Here is a 22,736-nt window from a genome sequence, read left to right as displayed (position 1 = left end):
GCAAGGTGGAACACATAAATGAAGAAACCGATGATTCAATTCGAACATTTCGGATTCAAGTATCGCAGTCAGGCAGAACCAACATTGAAAGATATTAACCTGACCATCTATGAAGGAGAAAAAGTCCTCATCGCAGGCCCGTCTGGATCGGGTAAAAGCACACTAGCCCATTGTATCAATGGGCTAGTTCCTGCGTCTTATAAAGGTTCTATGGAAGGAAGTCTTCACATCGGCGGGAAGAATGCAGAGAAAGAGAACATTTTCTCCCTCTCACAGCTCGTCGGAACGGTGCTACAGGACCCTGATGGACAATTTATCGGGCTGACCGTTGGAGAAGATATCGCATTTACACTTGAAAATGATCAAGTCACCCGCGAAGTAATGAAAACACGTGTCGAAGAAGCGGCAAGATTAACAGAGGTAGACGGCAAGCTTGCATCATCCGTGCATGAGCTGTCAGGTGGTCAAAAACAACGTGTCTCCATCGCAGGCGTGCTTGTGAACGAAGTCGACATTTTGCTGTTTGACGAACCACTTGCAAGCCTAGACCCCGCAACAGGCAAAGAAGTCATCGACCTCATCGATCGACTACAAAAAGAAACGCAAAAAACCGTCGTGATGGTCGAGCATCGGTTAGAGGACGTTCTTTTCCGCCAAGTCGACCGCATCATCGTCGTTAATGACGGCACGATTGCAGCGGATATGACACCAGATGAATTGCTCGCCTCCAATGTGTTAGAAGCGACGTATTTACGTGAGCCTTTATATGTGAAAGCCATGAAATATGCAGGCATTCCGGTCGAAGCAGGAGATCAGATCGCTAATTTACAGCATCTCACCTTAAATGACGAGGAAAAAGAGAAAATCGAGCAATGGATGGAAGCGTCTGAGCCGCCAGTCGAGCAGAATGCAGCGCAAGATTTACTAGAGTTGCGTGAGCTGAGCTTTGACTATCCGACAAGACCAAACACGCTGAGCAACATCTCTTTTACCGTCAAAAAAGGAGAAATGATCAGCATCGCAGGAGCCAATGGGGCAGGAAAGACGACACTATCCAAGGTGCTCTGTGCATTCGAAAAGCCAACAAAAGGGACCATTCATCTAAATGGCGATGACATCACAGGAGACACAATCAAACAGCGCTCCGAACGAATCGGCGTTGTTATGCAAAACCCAAATCAAATGATTTCTAAACAAATGATCTTTGATGAAGTCGCATTTGGTCTCGTTTTAAGAGGCGTAAAGGATGAAGACATCAAGGAACGGGTGGAGCGAGTCTTAAAAGTATGCGGTTTATACCCATTTCGGAACTGGCCAATTTCTGCTCTCAGCTTTGGACAGAAAAAGCGCGTCACCATTGCATCTATTCTTGTATTAGAGCCAGAAATCATCATTCTAGATGAGCCAACCGCCGGACAGGATTTTAGACATTACACAGAGATGATGACGTTTTTAGAGCAATTAAATCAGCAGGGCGTCACGATCTTGATGATTACACATGATATGCATTTGATGCTCGAATACACAACAAGAACCATTGTTATTTCTGATGGAGAAAAAATCGCAGATGATACACCTGCCAAAGTGCTGACAGATCAGCTGCTAGTCCAAAAGGCGAGTTTAAAGGAAACATCGCTGTATGAACTGGCGCTGAAAGCAGACTGGCCAAATCCAAATGAACTCGTGGATCGCTTCATTGAGGTTGACAGAAAGGAACGAATGACATGGCTGTAGACATGCTGTCCTATATCGATCGCCCGTCGCCGATTCACCGGCTGACAGGGGCAACCAAACTCATTTGCTTTATCCTCTGGTCATCCGCAGCGATGCTCACGTATGATACAGGCGTATTAGTGTTTATGCTAGTTGCCAGTATCGTGTTCTTTCAGCTATCAAACGTACGATTTCGTGATATCTCTTTTGTAGTGATTGTCTTGGCGATTTTTCTTGTCATCAATAACATCGCCATTTACATCTTTGCACCCCAGCAAGGCGTCGCGATTTACGGAGCAAAGCATGAGCTGTTTCACATTGCAGGCTGGTACAATGTCACACTTGAACAGCTTTTCTATCAATTGAACATTACACTGAAATACGTGACCGTGATGCCAGCAGCGCTTTTATTTATTGTGACAACAAATCCAAGTGAATTCGCCTCATCGCTCAGCCGAATCGGGGTCAGCTACCGGATTTCGTATGCGGTAGCGATTGCTCTGCGCTATATTCCAGATATTCAGCGTGATTTTCGAACGATCGCGATTTCTCAACAAGCAAGAGGCATTGATTTGTCGAAGAATGAAAAACTGGGAAAACGGATCAAAAATGCGCTATCGATTGTAATGCCGTTGATATTTTCTAGCCTAGAACGGATTGAAACGATCAGCAATGCGATGGAGCTGCGCGGATTTGGAAAGCATAAAAAGCGCACATGGTTTACGGCGAAAGACTTTCAAAAAGCAGATTATGTGGCGTTCATATTTGTTGGTGTGGTAATGATCGTTTCGCTAGTGATTACATTGGTTCGAGGAACGAGATTTTATAATCCGTTTCTATAGAAGGAAGCCTTCACAGGAGTGGAGGCTTTTTTATTTGGTTTGTGGATAAAAGGTGTGGAAAATGGTAAAAGACTATTAACATGTGAATAAATCGGTTATATTGAACAATGAGCGAAACACTTGTGAATAACGAGACAATATATTGGAGGAATTAGAAACTTATGAACAAATCACTTTATGCTTGTGCAGAACATATAGAAACCGTACTAGACATGTACATAGATGATCACGAAATGCCACCAGAATTCAGAAAAATCGAACATACACACAGTTTATCCACAACCTGTGAATTGTGCGATGAACCTGCAATATATATAGTGGGGAACGAATGATCGGACACAAAATACACAAATTTTATCCACAATTGTTGATAACTTATATGAATAACTTGTTCTTAAGGTGGGGATGACCTGTGAATATATCAATTATCACAGTAGGAAAATTAAAAGAGAAATATTTAAAGCAAGGCATAGCCGAATACACAAAACGATTACAGGCTTACGCAAAAATCGAGATCATTGAGCTCGCAGACGAAAAAGCACCCGAACATCTCAGCGAGCAAGACATGAAAATCATCAAAGACAAAGAAGGCGAACGCATCCTAAGCAAAATCAACCCAGACGCCCACGTCATCGCCCTCGCCATCGAAGGAAAAATGAAAAGTTCCGAAGAATTAGCCGATACAATAGATAAGCTGGCAACATACGGAAAAAGCAAAGTATGTTTCGTCATAGGCGGATCCCTTGGATTAAGCGACGCTGTCATGCAGCGTGCGAATGAGAAGTTGTCGTTTTCGAAGATGACGTTTCCGCATCAGTTGATGAGGTTGGTGTTGGTGGAGCAGATTTATCGGGCGTTTCGGATTGTTCGGGGGGAGCCTTATCATAAGTAACTGCGGCGAAATCAACTTAATTGAACTTTTTGAAATGATTTAAATTACATGTTAAATGGTTAGGGAGGGATTTTATATATGGCAATTAAAATGGATAACTCACAGTTAATAGCCAGTGAATTAATAAAAAAGAGCTTTGAAGAAAGTTTACTAGATAGGCAGGAAGATATTAAGTCTAATTCATCAAAATTTAACAAATTGCTACATGATTATTTTGAAAATTTTTCTGCAAGCTTAATTTTAAAAGCTTTTGATTTAAGTGATGAAGAACTTGAAAAAGGTATCGTTGGTAATGGAAATGACGGTGGTTGTGATGGTCTTTATTTATTTGTAAATGAAGAATTGATTTATGATGACACACCGTTGGAAAATATTAAAAGAAACCCTAAATTAGATTTATACATAATACAATCGAAATTTGAAACATCCTTTAGAGAAGATGTTTTTAATAAGTGGAAGAGTATTGTCGATAATCTTTTTAAAATAGAAGCATTTAAAGATAATGATTTTTCTAATCGTTACAATAGTGATGTTTTAGAATTCTTTGCAAGGTTTCATAATACATTCTTAAGTTTAATAACTAAATCACCTATAGTTAGCTTTAAATTTATTTATGTGAGTTTAGGAAATGAGGTACATCCCAATGTAAAGCAACAGGCAACAGAGTTAATGAGCAAGCTTAAAACTTTATTTCCCAGTCCCAATACCGATGTCGATGTGGAATATATTAATGCAGAAAGAATTTTGAAATTATATGATGCACCTTCTAAAACAGATTTTGTTTTACATATTTCTGAAACACCAATAATTGTACAAGAAGAAAAAGAATATATTGTATTAGCTGATCTTAACCAGTATTTTAAATTCATTACTAATGAAAATGATAAATTGATAAAACATATGTTTGAAGCTAATGTTCGAGACTATCAAGGTAATATAACTGTTAATAAAGAAATCGCTGCAACCTTAGAGCAAATCGATTATAAAGAAGATTTTTGGTGGTTGAATAATGGAATAACAATGTTGGCTAGCAAAATTGATCAAAAGTCGACTAAAGTTTTTGAAATAAAGAATCCAGAAATAGTAAATGGATTGCAAACCTCGACCGAAATATATAATTATCTGATTTCCACAAAAAAAGAAAATAAGAATGAGAGCAGAAAAGTTTTATTAAGGATAATAGTTCCTGATACTGATGCCTCAAGAGATAATATTATATTGGCTACAAACAGTCAAACAACAATTCCAAAAGCAATATTAAGAGGTACAGATGGTATTCATAGAGAGATTGAGAATTATATGAAAACAAGGGGGTTATTTTATGATAGAAGGAAAAACTTTTATAAAAATGAAGGTAAACCTAAAGATAAGATAATTAGTATTCCTTTTTTAGCTCAATGTTTAATATCTATTCTCTTAAGGAAACCTAATTATGCTAGAGCAAGACCTTCTACACTATTAAACGATGAAGAAACATACAAACAACTATATTTAAATAATAGAATATTAGATAGTTATTATAATGCTGCGGTAATTGGAAAAAGAGTTAGAAGTTTTATAAATAATCTAGGTGTTTATTCTATTAGCGAACAATCAGATATTTCCTTCTATGTAATGTATGTTTGTTCCGCTAAAATTTCTGGATCTGTAGATATTTCACCAAAACAATTAGGTAACTTTATTGTAGATGATATTACTGAGGAAAAAATTAAATTATGTGCTGAATATGTTTATGAAAAATATCAGAAACTTGGAGGCAATAATAAAGTAGCTAAAGGCACAAATTTAATAGATAAATTAGTGGATGATGAATTTATTGTAAAACCATTTAATTAAAATCGTATATTAAGTAAAATAGTAGATTTATTAATAGATAAGAAAGGTTAAATCTACAAATATAATTAGTTGGTTTACTTTAACAAGAAGCCAATATGCTAAAGTGTGTCTTTCGTATTATCTTGTGTAATTGGTCTTGAAATCAATGTTGAAGTTTATTCGCATTATTTTGAAACGTTTTGGAGAAGTTGTTTATTAAGTGGAGCTTATTGGAAATGGGGAATACAAGAGATTTGTTAAGTCCTAATTGTAATAGATGTATTGACAACTCAAAAAAATGATAAATGAATTAGATAATAAATAGCTTAAATGAGCGTCATTCAATTTTATTAAATGACGCTCAGGCTGTCGAGAAAATCTCGACAGCTTTATTTTTCCCCTTAAACTTTCCATCTCCTCATTTTATAATAGAGAAATCCCACTTAAGGAAGGTGTTTTTCCCATGTTCCACACTAGAAATTCTTCTCAGCATGAAGCCGAATTTGTATTGCTAGATCAACTGGTCGAAGAGGATCACCTGCTTCGTAAAATTGATCAGTACATTGATTTTTCATTTATCGTAGATAAAGTAAAACCCTATTATAGTGAGAATAAAGGCCGTCCTTCTCTTGATCCGCTTATTTTGTTCAAAATGATGTTTATCGGATACCTGTACGGTATCCGTTCTGAAAGACAACTCGAAAAAGAAATTTACTATAACATGGCGTATAGATGGTTTTTAGGTTTGAACATCAATGACCCCGTTCCTCATCACTCGACCATTAGCTGGAATCGTCGTACTCGATTTAAAGATACAACGATTTTTCAAGACATTTTCGATGAGATTGTGCTTCAAGCTATCAATCATGATATGGTAGGAGGTCGCGTTCTTTTTACTGATTCAACTCATCTTAAAGCTAATGCTAATAAACATAAATATACGAGAAAAACGATTGAACAAGATACCCAGAACTATATCAATGAATTAGAAGAAGCAGTCCAAGAAGATCGGGTGGCACATGGAAAAAAGCTCTTAAAGGTAAAGGAGGAGGTGAAAACAGAAAAAGACATTCGTCAAAGTATGACTGATCCTGAAAGTGGCTATCTTTATCGTGAAAACAAGCCAGAAGGCTTTTTCTACCTAGACCACCGGACAACAGATATGAAGTATAATATCATCACTGATGCTCATGTCACGCCTGGAAATGTCCATGATTCTGTTCCGTATCTTGATCGATTAGATCACCAAATCGCACGATTTGGTTTTCAAGTAGAAGCTGTTGCGCTTGATTCAGGTTATTTGACAACACCAATCTGTAAAGGTTTATCTGATCGACATGTTTTTGGTGTCATTGCCCATAGACGTTTTCATCCAACAAGAGGGTTATTTGAGAAGTGGAAATTTCAGTATGATTCTGAACATGATCATTACATATGCCCAAAGGGTGAGAAGCTTTTATATACGACAACTGATCGAAAAGGTTATCGATTCTACAAATCAGATCCTAAAAAATGTGCATCGTGTCCTTTCCTTGAAAGATGCACAAGGTCGAAAAATCATCAAAAAGTCATCTCAAGACACATATGGGAAGAACATAAAGAAAAGATCAGACAGAATCGTCTAACTGTCTCTGGAAAAGAGCTATATAAAAAAAGAAAAGAAAAAATAGAGCGAAGCTTTGCAGATTCAAAACAACTGCATGGGCTTCGCTACTGCCGGTTGAGGGGAAAACAAAACGTGAGTGAGCAAGTTCTCCTCACAGCTGCGTGCCAGAACATGAAAAAGATTGCCACACACCTAGCGAAGCTAGGCTAGGTGTGTGGGAAGCCTTTTTCATTAATTTTCATCCATCATACTTACCCTAAAAATAAAGCGTCATTCAATTTTATTGAATGACGCTTTATTTTTTATTAGAAGTGTAATAATCTAATGTTTACAGAGGAAATGTAACTATAAAAGGATCTCTTAATTTAAAATACATTTAGTGAAGTCTCTTCATTAAGGTACTGGTGATTGTTAATTTCATGTTCAAGTATTTCAACTCCCATTCCTAGTGTAAGTGTCTCTTTAATTATCTCCTATTGCAAATTCACAAAGTTCTAAAGAGAGGCATTTGCCTTTTACAATTCGATTGAACAATCAATTGAGCGACACTGGAAAAGTATGTTATTATTTAATATTAAAGACTATTCAAAAGTATAATTGTCATTATTTAAATATGCTCGATAACAGGAGATATAGCATGAATAAAAAAGAAGATATTCTGAATGCATGGATTACAATAGAGCAGTTAGCAGAAGGTTCAATTAATAAAAGTGGCAAATTATTAAAGACATTTCATCATATTGAAAAAGATTGGCAACAATTCTTTATGAATTTTTTATCTCATCAAAAACAACAAAATAATATGTCAGATAAGTCCTTTAAAAAATCTGGAATCGTATTTTACTTTGGTATTTTCAATTTCCAAGAAGTTGTTGATATTTTGAGAGAAAAATATAATATTGAGAAAACTTATGAGGAAATAAGTAATTCGGAAAAATTTACTTTCGCTTTATATTTTGATCATCAACTCAACCTAGTGGCTGATAAATTATTTTTAACAATGAGCGGTTATATCCGCGAACATGGCAATTTACCTGATGATTTCTTAAAAGTTGAAAATTTATTTAGAGAAGAAATAGATCGAAAATTTGAAGAGGGTTTTCATAATGTGTTTTCTGAACTTATACAAAAGTATCACGTCTCAATAGATAATTTCCGTTATAAATTCATACGACATCTGGATAATGAGGATATTAATCTACATTCCTTCTTTATTGAAGATTTAAAAATGGCAAAGTTAATTGATACTGAAAATATAAACAGATATTTTAACGGGTTTACTGGAAATATAAGAAATCTAGACAGTCATAAAGAGTCTGAACATTTTAACACTTATATTTTTGAGGAAATTGCTTTAAAACCAAAATATTATCCGTTAGGACGTTTTCCATCAAACCCTGATTATGCACTCTATTTTATGCAACAAGCAGCTGTCAATTTAGCTTTAAACGGAAAAAACGATATCCGAAGTATTAACGGCCCACCAGGAACAGGCAAGACAACATTGTTGAAGGATATTTTTGCTGATTTAGTCGTACAACAGGCACTAGCTATTTCAAATCTTTCTAATAAAGTGATTCAAGGCAGTCTGACCTATTGGCAAAATGCTAAACTTGGCGTTTTACCACGATCTATTTCTGATAAAAATATTATTGTGGCAAGTTCAAATAATGGAGCAGTCCAAAATATCGTTAATGAATTACCGGTGAAAGAAGAGATTCCAAAATGTTTTCAAGATCAATTAGAGAAAGCAGATTATTTCAAAGATATTTCTAATTCTCAACTAACAGGAGAAGGATTTGGGAAATATCGGTACATTATAAGTGAACTGCTCAATGATAAAAATTGGGGTGTTTTTTCATTAGAAGGTGGAAATTCAATCAACATGAATAATTTGCTTCTCAACATAGAGGCAATTGAAAAAGATTTAGAGGAAGATGATCAATCGAATATTGGAGTATATCAGGAATTCAAACGGCTTTATAATAAATTAAAAGTTGAAAGAGACAAAGTAGAAAAATATAGCCGAAAATTATATAAAATACGAAAACTCAATATCAAATATATAAATCAAGTTAAAGAATTTGAGAATGAGAAAAAAGAAAAACTTAAAGTTTTGACTAGTAATGAAAAAGAAGCAAAAGCTAAATTAGAGAGACTTAGAGAAGAGGAATTAAAATTTCAAAAAATTTTATCTAATGTTTCTGTTGAACTTGAAAATTTATCAAGGGCAGAAGTACAAGCTGAACGAAATTATCATGTTCTTACTTCACAAAAGCCTAGTTTTTTATGGTTACAGAAAATATTTAATAAATCTAAAGTCGAACATTATTTCAAAAAGATAAGCAGTGTGAATGAACATTTAAATGATCTAACTCAACAAAAAACAACACTGACAATTGATTATAGACAGCTTGAAAATCATCTATCGAAAAATGCTGTTAAAAAAGAGCATACTCAAAAACAAATGATAGAAAGAAAATCTACCTTTGAACGATGGGTGAATGCTAATAATAATGATTTGGGAAAAATGAAAAAAGAAATTGATGCATTTGAAAAGAACAAATCACAAAGTGAAATTAAGGAAATAGACTTTTCTCTATCATACGAAGAACTTCAAAAGTCTAATCCTTGGTTTACAAAAGAATTTCGTATTTTACAATCAGAATTGTTTATTTCGGCTTTAAAAGTTAAAAAGCAATTCCTCAATGAGAACGTAAGAAATTTAAAAGCGGCAAGAATTATCTGGAATAAACAATCAAATTACATTGCGAAAGAGAATGGCCATGAGTTAATTTCAGAATCATGGCAATGGATCAATTTCGCTGTGCCAGTAATCAGTACTACTTTTGCAAGTTTTGGTCGAATGTTTAAAAACCTAAAGGAAAATTCAATAGGCAACTTATTCATTGACGAGGCTGGTCAAGCACTACCACAGGCTAGTGTTGGAGCCATATTCAGAAGTAAAAAAGTAATGGTTGTTGGGGATCCATCACAAATAAAGCCTGTATTAAATTTAGATCCAAATGTTTTAACTTTGATTGGAAGACACTATAATGTAGACGAAAAATTTGTATCTGCTAATGCATCCACTCAAACAATAGTAGATGATACTAGTCAGTATGGATTCCAAAAAAACGAAGATGAATGGATTGGTATTCCACTTTGGGTACATAGACGTTCAAACTATCCAATGTTCACAATTTCTAATGAAATTTCTTATGATGGTTTAATGGTACAAGGTAAAAATGAAGATGAGGTGCAAGGGACATCAGAGTGGCTTCATTGTGTTGGAAAGGCTAATGACAAATATGTTAAAGAACAAGCTGAGTTACTAAAAAACCAAATTACTAAGCAGTTACAAGCAAATACAGATTTAGCTGATGATATCTATGTAATATCTCCCTTTAGAAATGTTGCTTATCAAATTACAAGAGCTTTAGATGAAATTTGCTTTACTAAACGAAAAGACGGTAAACCAACAAATATAGGTACTGTTCATACTTTTCAAGGAAAAGAAGCGAAAATTGTCTATTTTGTCCTAGGAACAGATTCAAATAGCAGTGGAGCAGCAAAATGGGCTGTTTCAGAGCCCAATATAATGAATGTTGCGGCCACTCGAGCTAAAGAAGAATTTTATATTATTGGTGATAAGAAATTGTATGCATCTATTGGAAGTGAAGTTGCAAACAAGACTATATCAATTATTAATGACTATAATAATAATTGAATTTCAAACTTATAACATATACGTACAACTGGCTTGTAACCAGCTGTGTAAGTAGTACTTCAATATACAATCTAAGAAAGCAGGTACACCATGCATACAATCAAAAAAATAAGCCAAACCTTCTCCTACATCACACCAGTATCACACACCGACCGCCCCATCCTAGGCATGGTCATAGGCAATAACAAAACATTAATGATCGATGCTGGCAATTCAGAAGATCATGCAAACTATTTCATCCAAAGAACTTTAAAGCATGACAACGCCAAGCCCGATCTCGTTGTCCTCACGCATTGGCATTGGGATCATATTTTTGGTTTGCCGGCGCTGCCTGATACGGTTTCAATTGCTTCTGCAAGAACCAGAAAGGAAATGGAGAAGCTTCTTCCGTTTTCTTGGTCAGATGAGGCGATTGATGAGCGGGTGAGGGAGGGAACGGAGATTGAGTTTTGCGCGAAGGCGATAAAAGAAGAATATAAGAATCATCGAGACATTCAGGTGGTTTTACCGGATGTCACGTTTGACCGTCGGATGGAAATTGATCTTGGCGGGGTCACTTGTGTTGTGCAGCATGTTGGGGGCGATCATGCGGCTGATTCAGTGATCGTGTATGTGAAAGAAGAGAAAATCCTGTTTCTTGGTGATTGCATTTATCCGAAAATGTATGCTGAAAACGTACATTATACGTTGAAAGAAATCTTGCGTCTTTTAGATGAGTTAGATGCTTTTGAGGCTGATACGTATATTCCTTCACACCAAAGACCGTGGTCAAAAGAAGAGTTTCGTCAGGAAACAGATAAGCTTCGGATGATGGCGAAATACACTGATCTATGTGGTGGAGATCAGCAGAGAATCACGCAAGAATATCAAGATTACGTGAACAGAGAATTGACAGAAGATGAAGTAGAAACTATTACTGACTTTGTAAATGGATACTAAACAAAAAAAGTCTCATTTGAGTGATTTCCCTCAAACGAGACTTTTTTATTTTATGGTAAGCCTACAACATCTTCTGTATCACGAACTGTAACAGACATATTTTTAGCATTAATCATAATGACACAATCCCAAGTTGGCTTAATTTGCAGTTCATCATTCTCATCAATACGGATAATCCCTTTAAATTCAACAGTCTGTTCTAGAAAGACCATTTTCTTTTCTGTATCATCTTTGACAGCTGTTAAATGTTCAGGATAGTGAACTGTCCAATCATAAAAAGTAATTTTCTTCATAGTTCCTCCTGTTTTCATTCGTACACATCTCCGAATACTTCTTCTGTTTGCCGGATTGTCAGTGATTTGTTGGTTGGATCTATTGTAATGACACAATCCCAAGTCGGTTTGATTTGTAGCTCATCGTTGTCATCTATCCAGATCACACCGTTTAATTCAATTGATGGTTCTAAAATGACCAATTTCTTTTCATTATGATCTGTAACAGCTGTTAAATCATGTTGTAAATGAATTGTCCAGTCAAAAAACTTTATTGTTTTCATAGTTCCTCCTTTTATTCACTGATAACATTACCATACTTATCTAGTGATGCTTTTCGTGTAGGATTGCCAATTTTCCAAGCTTTTTTATTTCCATTATAACCTATATGCTTCCCTACATCTTTTGTTATTACCCATTTACCATTCTTGAACGTACCGCTTGTTTTTTGGGCTGGCGTTTTTCCATGTTTGTCTTTAAACTTTTTTAAATCAACTTTACCCTCTGATTTTTTTAAACTCTTTGGGATTTTTTTAGCTGCAGCATCAGCAGCTTTCTTACTGAAATAATAACTAATCTTATTATAAAGCCAAGAACCAGCTGCAATGGTAACTCCACCAATAACAACTGCGCCAGTTACCGTTAAAGCAACTGGTCCTATCCCTGGAATGAGGTAAACACCTGCAGCAGCTGCGATTGCCGAAGTATGAATTTCACCTTTCTTGGAGTTACTTCCTATAAAAATATTATCAATAGTATCAGGATGTGATGGATTGAAATACTCAAGAGGTATTTCAATAATTTCATCTTCACTATAGAAATTAGGATCTAAAAGTTCTTTAGGGATATCATCAATACTATTTATAGATTCTAAATCAAAATCTACAAATTCTTTTTTACTTACTTCCTCAGCTTTAACAAAAGGTGAGGTAGCAGAAGAGAACATTAGAATAAACGCTACTGCAACGGCTATTTTCTTGATATGAATAAGCATATTATCACTCCTCTATTTATATATAAATAGGATATACGATGGAATATATTTATTAAATAGATAGCAATAACTTTTAAAGATAATTTAAAGTTAATAAATGAAATCACGTTATAAAGTTCAATAGTATCCTCTGTTTTTTATGTTGATTAAAAACATTTTATTACATCAACTACCATTTGCAAAAGAAGTTTAACTCATAACTTTGACCACTAAATTAAAAAAGTCTCGTTTGAGCTAATCCCTCAAAAGAGGCTTTTTTAATTTCTGAACCTACAATATCTTCTGCATCACGAACTGTAAAAGACATTACCCAATTCTTTTTTCTTAACTGAAAACAATTCCAATTTATAGTGTTAAATAGTAAAATAATACATATAAACTTAATGAATGCGAAGATCAGATATTTTTAATTTCTGAACATATTTAAATATGAAAAAACTCCATTGAGGAAATACGATAATGCCAAATTCACACTCAATTTTCCATTTAAATAGAGACATCAAACAAGTAGAGAGGCAATGATATGATAGATAAAAAGGTACGCCAATATATTGAAGACTATATCCTAAGAAGCAAAGAAGAGTTAGAGTTACCATCTGCATTACAAGATCAACTTTTCACTCAGTTCAACATTATTAAGCGGTCAGCAAGAACATATCGGGTTTTAGGCTTATTAACTGTATCTACCCAGCATCACCATGTAAATGATTTACCATTAGATCCAGCACTAGCATCTTTAGCCTTAACGACTAATAGAAAAGTGGAATTAAATGAAGATGAACAGGAAACATTTAATTGGTTAAAGGAAGGCTGGATTATCAAGGAGATTCGTTTTGAGAAGGATGGTAAAACAGTTAGTAGATCCCACTATAGAATGGGTTATCGATTATTTGAATATCAATCAGTGCAGCATCAAAGAAAGCATGATGAATTGGTGAATGATGTATTAATGATCCAAGATCGTTTGAACGAAATTGCACTGAAAAAAGACCAAGAACATCAAACATTATCTCCCAATAGAGTATCAGGAATTAAAAAGTTAACAGAGAGGGCTCAGCAATTAAATTCTAGCGAGATGGGGATTTCCCTATCATTTCCAAACAGTTGGCCACTGATGAAAAGGCTCAAGTATCTACATTTTGTTTGCGCATTTTGTCATATTTCCTCTCTTAAAGAATCGTTTGATTGGAAAGAGATTGGTGCAATGTATTATCAGGAAATTGGGGGTTCAAAAAAATTTGATGCTGACAAAGAAGAATTTATAAGTGAGATAGAGGACTGGTCGCAAACCCCAATTCAAGAGTTGGGCTTAACGAGTTTGGGGCAAATCACACCCGTCTTTTTTTCTGGAAAGCTGAAGGGACAATACTCTTCTTATGAAATTGGACCAGTTCATGCTATCACAAACTTATCTATATTAAATGAAGCCTATCATACAGATGCAAGGACTTTCTGGATCGTTGAAAATCGAGCTATTTTAACAAGTATGGCGTCAAAAGAAGATTTTTTAAAAGAGACGAAATCATATGTTTTATGTACGGATGGACATTTGCGATCGGCACATCGAAAAGCAATGACACAAATTTTAGATCATAGTCAGGTAAAGCAAGTGATGATTTGGTGTGATTATGATTTAGATGGTGTTTATATTGCAAGAAAAGTTTATGAAACATTGAAAGTTTATGATCAGTTAAAGCTGAAGTGGATATTGCCAAATCAAGAAGTGACAACGGATCATCAGCATTATGAACAGTATTTGACGGATTTCCTTCAGCATCAAACGATGGAACAAGAGCAGATGATGGGAGGTGTCGATCTTTGGAAAAAGTGGATTCAGGATTAATTTCAATTTTTCAATCTTCATACTCAGCACCAGAATTGATGCAATCTATGAGAGACATTTCTACTCTTAGTGGGGTTCTTAGTGATTTAGGTGCACAACAATTTTTTCAAACTCCTGGGGAAATACTTAGGCTTTTAAAAATCATTCAGTTGCTAAATGAAGAAGCTCTAGGTTTAAGTGGCCTTATTGAAAATACTGAATCAATCTACTATCGGTATCGAAATCGTTATGATGATAAGGAGCCGCCTTCTCAAAAAAGAGTCGATCAGGTAATTCAGGTACTAGTCAAGTACAATTGGATTTCTAAACAAACGAGAAGAATCAAAATGCGTGATGTTGGAAAACGGATGATGGATATGCTGATTCGACTGGCCAATGATTCATTAGCTTATTATATGAATGATGAGATTGGCAGGTCGTTGTTTCAGGCTAGACGAGATTCAGATATTAGTGAGGCCTATGACGATCAAGGGATTTCAGGTGGGAACAAAATTGCAAGTATGATAAAGCATGTACAAAATGCCATCACACTTTTAAAAGAGCGTGAGTTAGAAATGCTTGCCGATCGACATGCCTTACCCCAGTTAGAGTTGATTCACGAGTTAATGAATGATTTAGATGTAAAACTGGAAGAGAGATTTAAAAAGTTTCAAACAGTGGAAGACAGTTTAGTTCTTACAGAACTCATGCAGAGAGGTACAGAAGTTCTTACAACAGGGACAAATCTTAGCCTTGGCATGATTAAAAAATATTTAAAGTTTACGAATATGCAGAATACCCCATTTAGTTCTCATATTCAGCCTGAAAAAATTAGACGTTTCATTTCCAGTATGTTTGAACCATCACTCGAATCAGATATTCCAGATGTTTACCAGTTGTTAAGTTTCATGGAACAAAATCAATATAAAGATGAGGCAGTTGATGGGTTATGGATTCCTGTGAAGTTTGCTTCTCCTTTAACGTCTGGCACAATTGAGGTGGCTGTCGATTATTTAGAAAATTATGAACCTATTATTGACTCAATTCAAGAGGAAGAAGAGGATATTGTATACGCAAACGAAGAGGTGTCTGGTGTTGATTTAGAGCGACACATCGCAGAGTCTAATTGGCTTTTAACAAAAGAAATGATTGATACAACAAAGATTGAAGCGTACTTTGAAAAGCAAGAACAAGCGACTTTAGAACAGGTTGTCATTGAGGCTACAACAGAGCAGTGGAGTGACGCAATAAATGCTTTAACTGCTATTTCTGCTTTAGTGAGCAATAAAGAGATTGTTATATCAAAGGGGACGGAAATAAGAGAACATAAACAGTACGAAAAAGAATGGGAGTGGATGAATCATGAAGATGGAAAAGATATTGTCAAACGAAAAAGAGACAACGACCATCAAAGAAAGTCCAAATGATGAAACGACCGAATTGAATGTCAACCCATTGAATGCGTTGCAAAACATTCGTGGTATTCTCACGCAGACAGAAGAGATGACGTTCATGAACATTCTTTTTTCATCATCTGCTTCAATTCGATCTGGAAATTTTGGATTATCTCGTAAGGAAGTCGAGAAACAACTAGGTATTTCGGGTGAAGAAGACTTTTTCTCATTTATTAAAAGAGTTAATCAAGCCATTAGTCGATATTTCAAAATCATCTATGATGATGAGCGAGATCAAGTGGTTGTGCTTATGCGAGTGACAGCATCTGCAGCACGTCACACGTTATCTAAGGAAAGCTTGGCTATTTTACTTTATATCTTTTATCAACAGGAAGTACTGCAACATGAATTTACATTGTTTGATCAACTGTTAGAAGCTTTAGGGCATGAAACAAAGAAAGCGAATAATAGAATCAATTTAAATATCGACCCTCTGAAAAAAATCGGTGCGATTGAAGACTACGAGACGGAATCAACAGAAAGAGCTTTTCAATTGACGGCTATCGGTGCGAATATTTTTTCAGACTCTTTCTTGCGAAGAACAGCGGAGTTTAGTCACTCAAATCAATTAAATAAAGAAGAAGTCATGAAGTTTTTTAAACGCTATAATTTTCAGAGTGAAGGGGCAGAGCAATGATACCTTGGAGATTAACGTTTCATGGCATACGTGATTATCGTCCGGAACAAATTGATTTAGCTGGAGCTGATCAGCATATTCTCATTTCTGGGCCAAACGGTTCTGGTAAGTCCACCATTACTTATTGTCTAGGTGCTGTCTTATATTCTTCAAAAGTTGACTTGGAAGGCTTAAAATCACGTAATCTTTTGCCTGACGAGACGTGGAAAGCTAAAATTTCGATTGTGTTTCAAAATGAAGGTTCGATGAAAATTGATGCAGCAAAGTTTATCCAATTTACGTTGAACATCGTACAAGAGTCTGGACAATTGTTGAAAAGGGAGTACACCATTTCAACTGGAGAAGAGATAGATGAGTGGGAGAATACAATTACATATACCTCTGGCGGCGGACAGTTTAACTTTTCATCTTATAAAGAGACATTACTTTATAAATATAAAATTGATCCTGACGCCTATTATTTAATTTGGTATCAGCAAGATGTCAATCAATTTGCGACTATGAATCCAGAAGAGCGCTTTCGAGTTTTTAGTGAAATGCACGGTATTTCTCAAATGCAGCAAGAGTGGGAAGAAAGCATTGAGAGATTAAAAGAATCCAAGGAAGCGTTAGACCTTACAAAGCACAACGTCGATAACAGTAAATTAAGTCTCGATATTAGTAAACAACGCTTATACCTTTTTAATCAGAATCAAGAACGTCTAAAAACGGGAGGCACACAATATATAAGAGCACTCCTTTTATTAGAAAAAGAACTCAAAAAAGAACAGAAACTATTGGAAGATTTGATTGATCAGCTTGAAACTGATTATGAAGAAATAAATGATAAAATTCAGTTGGAACAAGCACAATTTTCAGAGCACAGTGAAGGTATGAATCAACTTTTACTTAAACAAGAAAAGTTAGAAGTTGATATTGAAGCTGGTCACGAAGAGATGTCTTTATTAAAAGAAAAGAAAGCTAAGAAAATTGAAGAGATTGCTATCAGAGAAGAGGAATTAAAGGATATCACAGAACAAGAAAAATATATTCGGCATACGGAGCAGGAAGTGAAGACAAACCTAATTCGGTTGAAAAAAGAGATTGATCACAACACGTATTTGCTTTCACAAATGATGGAAAGTGAAGTTGAATTAAAAGAGATAGAGAATCAATTACGTAATGAGATAGCAGCATTAAAGTTTAAAATAGAGCAAGATAAAAATAATAGTAAAAAAATGAAAGAGCTTTTAAATGAGTACCTGAGTTCTCATAATGTGAGCATGAGAATTGATCAATTAAATTTAGAAATCAAAAAATCAAAAGATGAACAGTTTACATTATCAAAAGAGGTCGAGGAATTAGAAAACGAACATCAATTATTGATGGGAAATCAAGAGCTTTCTCAACGCCAACAGGAGTCACTCAACTATTTTAGAAATAGAAACGTGAAAGCATTTCCCCTTCGTGAATTAGTTGAACTAGATGAACAGGCTCAATTAAAAGATGAGCAACTGTTCGATGCGATTAAGTACACAATCTTTTTTCAAGGGAAAGAAGTCGAACCACCTAATGACCTGTACCATGTATCCCTCATGAATGTAGTTCCAGATCGCTCAATTACATCCTTACCAGCGCTTCATCTTAAAGTGAAGGAAAGTGTACGAGACGAATTCATTCCGCATGCAATCAAAGCATTATGGTGGGTCGAGCAGTTCTTCAAACATAAGACCATCCACATCAAAAATGGATATTTATATGATGAAATGGGTATTCGAGGTTCACAAGAAAAAGACCGATTGATCTTAAGTGAAACATCATTACAAGCCAGAAAAAAAGAAGTTGATCAACAATTAAAGATAAAGAAGATAAGGTGTACGGAATTAGAGAAAGAGCTGAATGAGTTAACGATACAACTACAAAATCTAAATGGTGTTATTTCATCTGTGAAAGAAGCAGAAGCGTTTATGTCAAAAGAGTACGAACGGGAAGATCGAGGGAGACAATTAATAAGAAAAGAACAGGAATTGTCAGGCAAGCAGCAGCAGTTAAAACAGCTAGATCAAGAAAGACAAGATTTGAATAACGTAAAAGCCCAACTGAACAATGATTATACGTTGTTCGAACGAGAAGGAACTTTTTACGAAGAGTTAGGGAAAAGGAAAGAAAAGTATCAAGCATTTAAATCACTTCAACAACAGTTGGCTGATATAGATGGAGAGTATGAAAGGTGCAAGAAAAAAAGCCACTATTTAGAAGAAGAACTTGATACGCATCTTGTCATAGTCAAAAAACAAAAGAGAGTGAAAGAAGCATTAGAAGATGACTTACAACATAAAAATAGAGAGAAAGAAGACATAGGCCGTCGAATGAAAGAAAAACAAGATGAAATTGATCGAATGAAGCAAGAGTTGGTGGGTTACCTGCAAGAGATCACGGAAATCAAAAAGTTCGAGTTACCGCTTTACTCAGAAGCAAGCCAAGAACGATTTCCTGATCAAATTCCATCTATTAGTGAGTTAAGAACGGAACGCGATCATGGAAAAACGATGTTTAATGGTGCAAGAAATGAACCTGAGATTGATCCAGAAGCACCTGAAAATTATAAGGCTGCGATGACTGAATATGAAAGACTGAATCAAGAATATAAGCGTTTAGACAATTTATTAACAGAAAATGGAGCGAGGACAGAGCAATTAAAGGACAAGTTAGAAACAACGATTAACATGAGAGTTCTTGAGGTGAGGAATCGATTTGAATTCTTTATGAGGCAGTTTCAATTTGAAGGAGAAGTGTCTTGGACAGTTGATGAAGATAGAAGAGGGCGTAATGTGTTTAAATTATTCATTAAAGCAAGGAAAGAAGGCCATCGGGGGACGATGGAAGATGTTAGTGTAAAAGCACGAGGCGGACGAGTAGGAAAAGGTGTGTCCGGCGGTGAAGAGTCGTTAAGCTCATTACTATTTGCGCTAGCACTATTACAAAATTTATCGTTTACACCAGGTTTTATTGTACTAGATGAATTTGATAGCGCGCTTGATGAAAATCGGAAGTTAAAAGTGTTTGATTTATATGTGCAGGAATTAAAAAGGAAGTTAATCATTCTTTCACCAAAGTCACACGAGAAACAATACCTAGATCGATTTTCAAAAGCTTTAGTTGTTGAACATGATTCCTCTATTCCATTTAGCAAAATTGTGGGGCTTGTTAGGAAATAACTCATCCTTGATTGTTAAAATGATTATATTAAGCTAATTTTTAAATAATTAACTATAAAGTAATACTCTAAATTTTAATGGTTAATTACTGACTAGTCATGAAGGGAGTTGTTCAATAGAGAATAGATGTTAGTTGCAACGATTGAATGAATATGCTTTTGTTATTTTTAATCAAGTTGCTTGAAATATCAAACAGTTCTTCTGAAGATGAATTAGTAACCAAAAACCATCTCCTGTGAGGTGGTTTTTTACGTATTCTATTTTTTGGTATAATCAAAATTAAGTAAAGAAAAGATAAAAGAATGATAAATTCTGTGAAATTAATCGGAGGTTCATATGAAGCAACTATACATGAAACAGAAAGTATTTAGTCTAAGCGGCAGGTTTACGGTGAAGGATCAGCAGGAGAACGATGTGTATGTGGTCGAAGGCAGCTTTATGAAGGTACCGAAGACGTTTACCATTCTGAATACAGAGAGAGAAGAAATTGCTGTGATTACGAAGAAAATGTTTAGCTTTTTACCGAAGTTTTTAGTAGAAGTTGGTGGTCAAGAGGTATTGACGATCAAAAAAGAGTTTACGTTTTTTAAAGCAAAATACTCAATTGATGCTGCGGGTGTAGAAGTGCAAGGTAACTGGTGGGATATGAATTTCCAAGTGCTGCAAAGCGGCGAAGTGATCGGCCAGGTGAAGAAGGAAGGGTTTACTTGGGGAGATAGTTATAAGGTGGATATTTTGAAAGAAGAGATGGAGCCTGTAATGATTGCGCTCGTTGTTGCGATTGATTGTGTGAAGGCTGATGAAGCGGCGTCTAGGTCTTCTTCGTCGGCAACGATGAATTCATAAGTGAGATGACCAAACTGATCACATTCCAATACAAAGTATTTCTAACAGTCGTCGAGTGCGGCAGTTTTACAAAAGCCGGGGAGAAACTTGGTTTGACGCAGTCTGGAGTCAGTCATAATATGGCGAAGCTTGAGTCAGAGCTTGGGATTGTGCTGCTTCATCGGAATCGAAACGGGCTGTCGCTGACTGATTCAGGTGAGCGGGTGATACCACATATTCGGCAAATCATTCATCATGCTTCATTGCTTGAGCAGGAGGCGGCGTTGATTCAAGGGATGGAAGTGGGGAGTATTAAGATCGGGACGTTCTCCAGTTTTTCTTCAAAAATGCTTCCGCAGCTGATTCACCGTTTTACAAAAAAGTATCCCAATATCCAAGTAGAGCTATATGAAGGTGGTTATGAGGAGATTGAGGAATGGATTGCATCTGGTACGATTGATGTTGGTTTTTTAACGCAGCCATCGAGAGAATTCGAAACCATTCCACTTTTCCAAGATGAATTGGTGGTGCTGATGCATGAGGATCATCACTTCAATACGAAGAAAGTGATAGAAGTTGACTCGTTACATGATGAATCATTCATTATGCCAAAAGCGGGCTGTGACCTGCTCATTAAGAAATTATTAAGAGAAAGAGGCGTGAAGCCTCATGTTTTGTTTGAAATAGGAGACAACAATACGCTCATTTCTATGGTTCAAGAAGGGCTTGGAGTAACCTTCATTCCGACATTAATTTTGCCGCCGCAGATGTCTCATACGAAAGTCATCCCACTTGAGACGAGCGTATATCGTGAGATCAACTTGGCGTTCAAATCATTCAAAGCGGCATCGCCATCGGCTAAAAGATGGATCGAAGTGGTAAAAGATCATTTTAAGTAAAATCAGCTTGAACGAGATGTCTCCCATTCAAGCTGATGGTTTATAAAGTCAACACGCCGCGAATGGTGATGACCGCTGCGCCTGCTACTTTGATCACCGGCTTTGATTCATTCGGAATGACCGTGATTCGAAGCATGCCAGGTCTGCCGATGGCATCTCCTTGGGCAATGTTCAAGTGAGTAGTTTCTTGCTGAGAAATGATACCTTCCAAATAAAGATAGCCAGCCAATGCTCCGTTTGCTGCCCCCGTCACCGGATCTTCGGGTATCCCAATTCCAGGTGCAAAATCTCTCGTGTAAAGATCACATTCTTTTGTGGTATGAAATGTATAAAGGTGAGTCGTCGTGATATTCTGCTCTTTATTCATTTTCCCTAAAGCCGCTAAGTTCGGTGCCGCTTGATCAATGTCTTCCTGGTGCTTCATCGGAACGAGAAGATGCCAGTTTCCGGTGTTTGCTAATTTGATAGGATAGGATGGATCAATGCGGTCACTGCTGACACCAATCATGTCACTAAGCTCTTCTAAATCGATCATAAAATCTCGCGTTTTCGGCGTCACCTGCGTCATTTCCACATCGATGACTTTGCCATTTTCTTCGTGCCATACAACAGGAACATTGCCAATCTTCGTTTCTAACACGACCCCTGTTTTCTCTTTTGCCAGCCCAAGCTCCGTCGCCAAAAGCCAAGTCAATCCAACAGTCGCATGGCCGCAGAAATTGACCTCTTCCGTCGGTGTGAAGTATTTAACCCGATAATCAGCTTCTTTATCATGTGCAGGCAGCAAGAAGACAGATTCCGGTAAATTCAACTCCTTGGCGATATTCTGCATCTCATCCTCCGTTAAAAGATCACCATCCAACACGACCCCAGCAGCATTTCCTCCAAATTTCTCAGTTGTAAATGCATCGACATGGTACACCCTAATATCTCTCATATAATGAATCCTCCTATACACTCTTGTTACGTTTATCATAAGTTTGTTCAATGCATTCGTAAAATGAATCTTTTTGATACTTTAAATCGGAGGTGTTCATGTAAGGGGATGAGTTTTCTCAGAATACAGGTTTGAGTAAAGTATAATGAAAGAAAAAATAAA

The 22,736-nt window shown here is 36.1% G+C and carries 18 protein-coding genes; 14 read left to right on the top strand and 4 right to left on the bottom strand.

Features of this window, described 5'->3' with window-relative positions; translation table 11 throughout:
- The first annotated feature begins 18 nt into the window (after positions 1-18).
- The 8 genes from C5695_RS19955 (at position 19) to C5695_RS19920 (ending at position 11,537) form a co-directional block, all read left to right on the top strand.
- Positions 19-1,734, top strand: a complete 1,716-nt coding sequence (locus C5695_RS19955) for an ABC transporter ATP-binding protein (protein WP_117732832.1) — start codon at positions 19-21, stop codon at positions 1,732-1,734.
- On the top strand, positions 1,725-2,555 hold the full coding sequence (locus C5695_RS19950) for an energy-coupling factor transporter transmembrane component T family protein (protein ID WP_117732830.1): 831 nt from the start codon (positions 1,725-1,727) through the stop codon (positions 2,553-2,555). The genes C5695_RS19955 and C5695_RS19950 overlap by 10 nt, the downstream gene beginning before the upstream one ends.
- Positions 2,556-2,716: 161 nt before the next feature.
- Positions 2,717-2,887, top strand: a complete 171-nt coding sequence (locus C5695_RS19945) for a CxxH/CxxC protein (RefSeq protein WP_106050281.1) — start codon at positions 2,717-2,719, stop codon at positions 2,885-2,887.
- Positions 2,888-2,967: 80 nt separating this feature from the next.
- On the top strand, positions 2,968-3,447 hold the full coding sequence (gene rlmH, locus C5695_RS19940; protein WP_117732828.1) for a 23S rRNA (pseudouridine(1915)-N(3))-methyltransferase RlmH: 480 nt from the start codon (positions 2,968-2,970) through the stop codon (positions 3,445-3,447).
- Positions 3,448-3,525: 78 nt separating this feature from the next.
- Positions 3,526-5,283, top strand: coding sequence for an AIPR family protein (locus tag C5695_RS19935; protein ID WP_117732826.1), 1,758 nt, complete (start codon positions 3,526-3,528; stop codon positions 5,281-5,283).
- Between the two features lie 442 nt (positions 5,284-5,725).
- Entirely contained in the window at positions 5,726-7,078 is a 1,353-nt protein-coding gene (locus C5695_RS19930; RefSeq protein ID WP_117732824.1) for an IS1182 family transposase, read from the top strand.
- Positions 7,079-7,505: 427 nt separating this feature from the next.
- Entirely contained in the window at positions 7,506-10,598 is a 3,093-nt protein-coding gene (locus C5695_RS19925) for an AAA domain-containing protein (protein WP_117732823.1), read from the top strand.
- A gap of 90 nt (positions 10,599-10,688) precedes the next feature.
- Positions 10,689-11,537: an MBL fold metallo-hydrolase gene (locus tag C5695_RS19920; RefSeq protein WP_117732821.1), complete on the top strand. Its 849-nt coding sequence runs from the start codon at positions 10,689-10,691 to the stop codon at positions 11,535-11,537.
- Between the two features lie 50 nt (positions 11,538-11,587).
- Here C5695_RS19920 and C5695_RS19915 read toward each other — a convergent pair whose 3' ends face one another.
- The 3 genes from C5695_RS19915 to C5695_RS19905 are packed head-to-tail and all read right to left on the bottom strand — an operon-like array spanning position 11,588 to position 12,803.
- Positions 11,588-11,848, bottom strand: a complete 261-nt coding sequence (locus tag C5695_RS19915; RefSeq protein WP_233230767.1) for a hypothetical protein — start codon at positions 11,846-11,848, stop codon at positions 11,588-11,590.
- Positions 11,845-12,093 carry a hypothetical protein gene (locus C5695_RS19910; protein ID WP_117732819.1) on the bottom strand — a complete coding sequence of 83 codons (249 nt, stop codon included), beginning with the start codon at positions 12,091-12,093 and terminating at the stop codon, positions 11,845-11,847. The genes C5695_RS19915 and C5695_RS19910 overlap by 4 nt, the downstream gene beginning before the upstream one ends.
- Before the next feature lie 11 nt (positions 12,094-12,104).
- The gene (locus tag C5695_RS19905; RefSeq protein WP_117732817.1) at positions 12,105-12,803 is read right to left on the bottom strand and encodes a hypothetical protein; all 699 of its coding nucleotides are present in this window, start codon (positions 12,801-12,803) and stop codon (positions 12,105-12,107) included.
- Between the two features lie 523 nt (positions 12,804-13,326).
- Here C5695_RS19905 and C5695_RS19900 point away from each other — a divergent pair.
- The 6 genes from C5695_RS19900 (at position 13,327) to C5695_RS19875 (ending at position 21,637) form a co-directional block, all read left to right on the top strand.
- Positions 13,327-14,646, top strand: coding sequence for a DUF2399 domain-containing protein (locus C5695_RS19900; RefSeq protein WP_117732815.1), 1,320 nt, complete (start codon positions 13,327-13,329; stop codon positions 14,644-14,646).
- Complete coding sequence (locus C5695_RS19895; protein ID WP_117732813.1) at positions 14,622-16,052, top strand: hypothetical protein; 1,431 nt, start codon at positions 14,622-14,624, stop codon at positions 16,050-16,052. The genes C5695_RS19900 and C5695_RS19895 overlap by 25 nt, the downstream gene beginning before the upstream one ends.
- Entirely contained in the window at positions 15,988-16,716 is a 729-nt protein-coding gene (locus C5695_RS19890; protein ID WP_410369227.1) for a hypothetical protein, read from the top strand. Before C5695_RS19895 ends, C5695_RS19890 begins: the two co-directional genes overlap by 65 nt.
- Positions 16,713-19,913 carry a coiled-coil domain-containing protein gene (locus C5695_RS19885; protein WP_117732811.1) on the top strand — a complete coding sequence of 1,067 codons (3,201 nt, stop codon included), beginning with the start codon at positions 16,713-16,715 and terminating at the stop codon, positions 19,911-19,913. Before C5695_RS19890 ends, C5695_RS19885 begins: the two co-directional genes overlap by 4 nt.
- A gap of 336 nt (positions 19,914-20,249) precedes the next feature.
- Positions 20,250-20,759, top strand: a complete 510-nt coding sequence (locus C5695_RS19880) for an LURP-one-related/scramblase family protein (RefSeq protein WP_117732809.1) — start codon at positions 20,250-20,252, stop codon at positions 20,757-20,759.
- A 5-nt stretch (positions 20,760-20,764) separates the two neighbouring features.
- Positions 20,765-21,637 carry a LysR family transcriptional regulator gene (locus C5695_RS19875; protein ID WP_233230766.1) on the top strand — a complete coding sequence of 291 codons (873 nt, stop codon included), beginning with the start codon at positions 20,765-20,767 and terminating at the stop codon, positions 21,635-21,637.
- A 40-nt stretch (positions 21,638-21,677) separates the two neighbouring features.
- On the opposite strand, the gene C5695_RS19870 is transcribed toward C5695_RS19875, so the two are convergent.
- Complete coding sequence (locus C5695_RS19870) at positions 21,678-22,574, bottom strand: PhzF family phenazine biosynthesis protein (RefSeq protein WP_117732806.1); 897 nt, start codon at positions 22,572-22,574, stop codon at positions 21,678-21,680.
- Positions 22,575-22,736: the final 162 nt, after the last annotated feature.

Source organism: Bacillus pumilus, assembly GCF_003431975.1.
Taxonomy (GTDB): Bacteria; Bacillota; Bacilli; order Bacillales; family Bacillaceae; genus Bacillus; species Bacillus pumilus_N.
The sequence above is the reverse complement of the archived record's forward strand: the minus strand, read 5'-3'. Positions and strand labels throughout refer to the sequence as shown.

Bases quoted from the DNA above. Each gene is read 5' to 3' on its own strand.
- C5695_RS19955 (WP_117732832.1), top strand. From the start codon at position 19: ATGAAGAAACCGATGATTCAATTCGAACATTTCGGATTCAAGTATCGC.
- C5695_RS19950 (WP_117732830.1), top strand. From the start codon at position 1,725: ATGGCTGTAGACATGCTGTCCTATATCGATCGCCCGTCGCCGATTCAC.
- C5695_RS19945 (WP_106050281.1), top strand. From the start codon at position 2,717: ATGAACAAATCACTTTATGCTTGTGCAGAACATATAGAAACCGTACTA.
- C5695_RS19935 (WP_117732826.1), top strand. From the start codon at position 3,526: ATGGCAATTAAAATGGATAACTCACAGTTAATAGCCAGTGAATTAATA.
- C5695_RS19930 (WP_117732824.1), top strand. From the start codon at position 5,726: ATGTTCCACACTAGAAATTCTTCTCAGCATGAAGCCGAATTTGTATTG.
- C5695_RS19925 (WP_117732823.1), top strand. From the start codon at position 7,506: ATGAATAAAAAAGAAGATATTCTGAATGCATGGATTACAATAGAGCAG.
- C5695_RS19920 (WP_117732821.1), top strand. From the start codon at position 10,689: ATGCATACAATCAAAAAAATAAGCCAAACCTTCTCCTACATCACACCA.
- C5695_RS19915 (WP_233230767.1), bottom strand. From the start codon at position 11,848: ATGAAAACAGGAGGAACTATGAAGAAAATTACTTTTTATGATTGGACA.
- C5695_RS19910 (WP_117732819.1), bottom strand. From the start codon at position 12,093: ATGAAAACAATAAAGTTTTTTGACTGGACAATTCATTTACAACATGAT.
- C5695_RS19905 (WP_117732817.1), bottom strand. From the start codon at position 12,803: ATGCTTATTCATATCAAGAAAATAGCCGTTGCAGTAGCGTTTATTCTA.
- C5695_RS19900 (WP_117732815.1), top strand. From the start codon at position 13,327: ATGATAGATAAAAAGGTACGCCAATATATTGAAGACTATATCCTAAGA.
- C5695_RS19890 (WP_410369227.1), top strand. From the start codon at position 15,988: ATGAAGATGGAAAAGATATTGTCAAACGAAAAAGAGACAACGACCATC.
- C5695_RS19885 (WP_117732811.1), top strand. From the start codon at position 16,713: ATGATACCTTGGAGATTAACGTTTCATGGCATACGTGATTATCGTCCG.
- C5695_RS19880 (WP_117732809.1), top strand. From the start codon at position 20,250: ATGAAGCAACTATACATGAAACAGAAAGTATTTAGTCTAAGCGGCAGG.
- C5695_RS19875 (WP_233230766.1), top strand. From the start codon at position 20,765: ATGACCAAACTGATCACATTCCAATACAAAGTATTTCTAACAGTCGTC.
- C5695_RS19870 (WP_117732806.1), bottom strand. From the start codon at position 22,574: ATGAGAGATATTAGGGTGTACCATGTCGATGCATTTACAACTGAGAAA.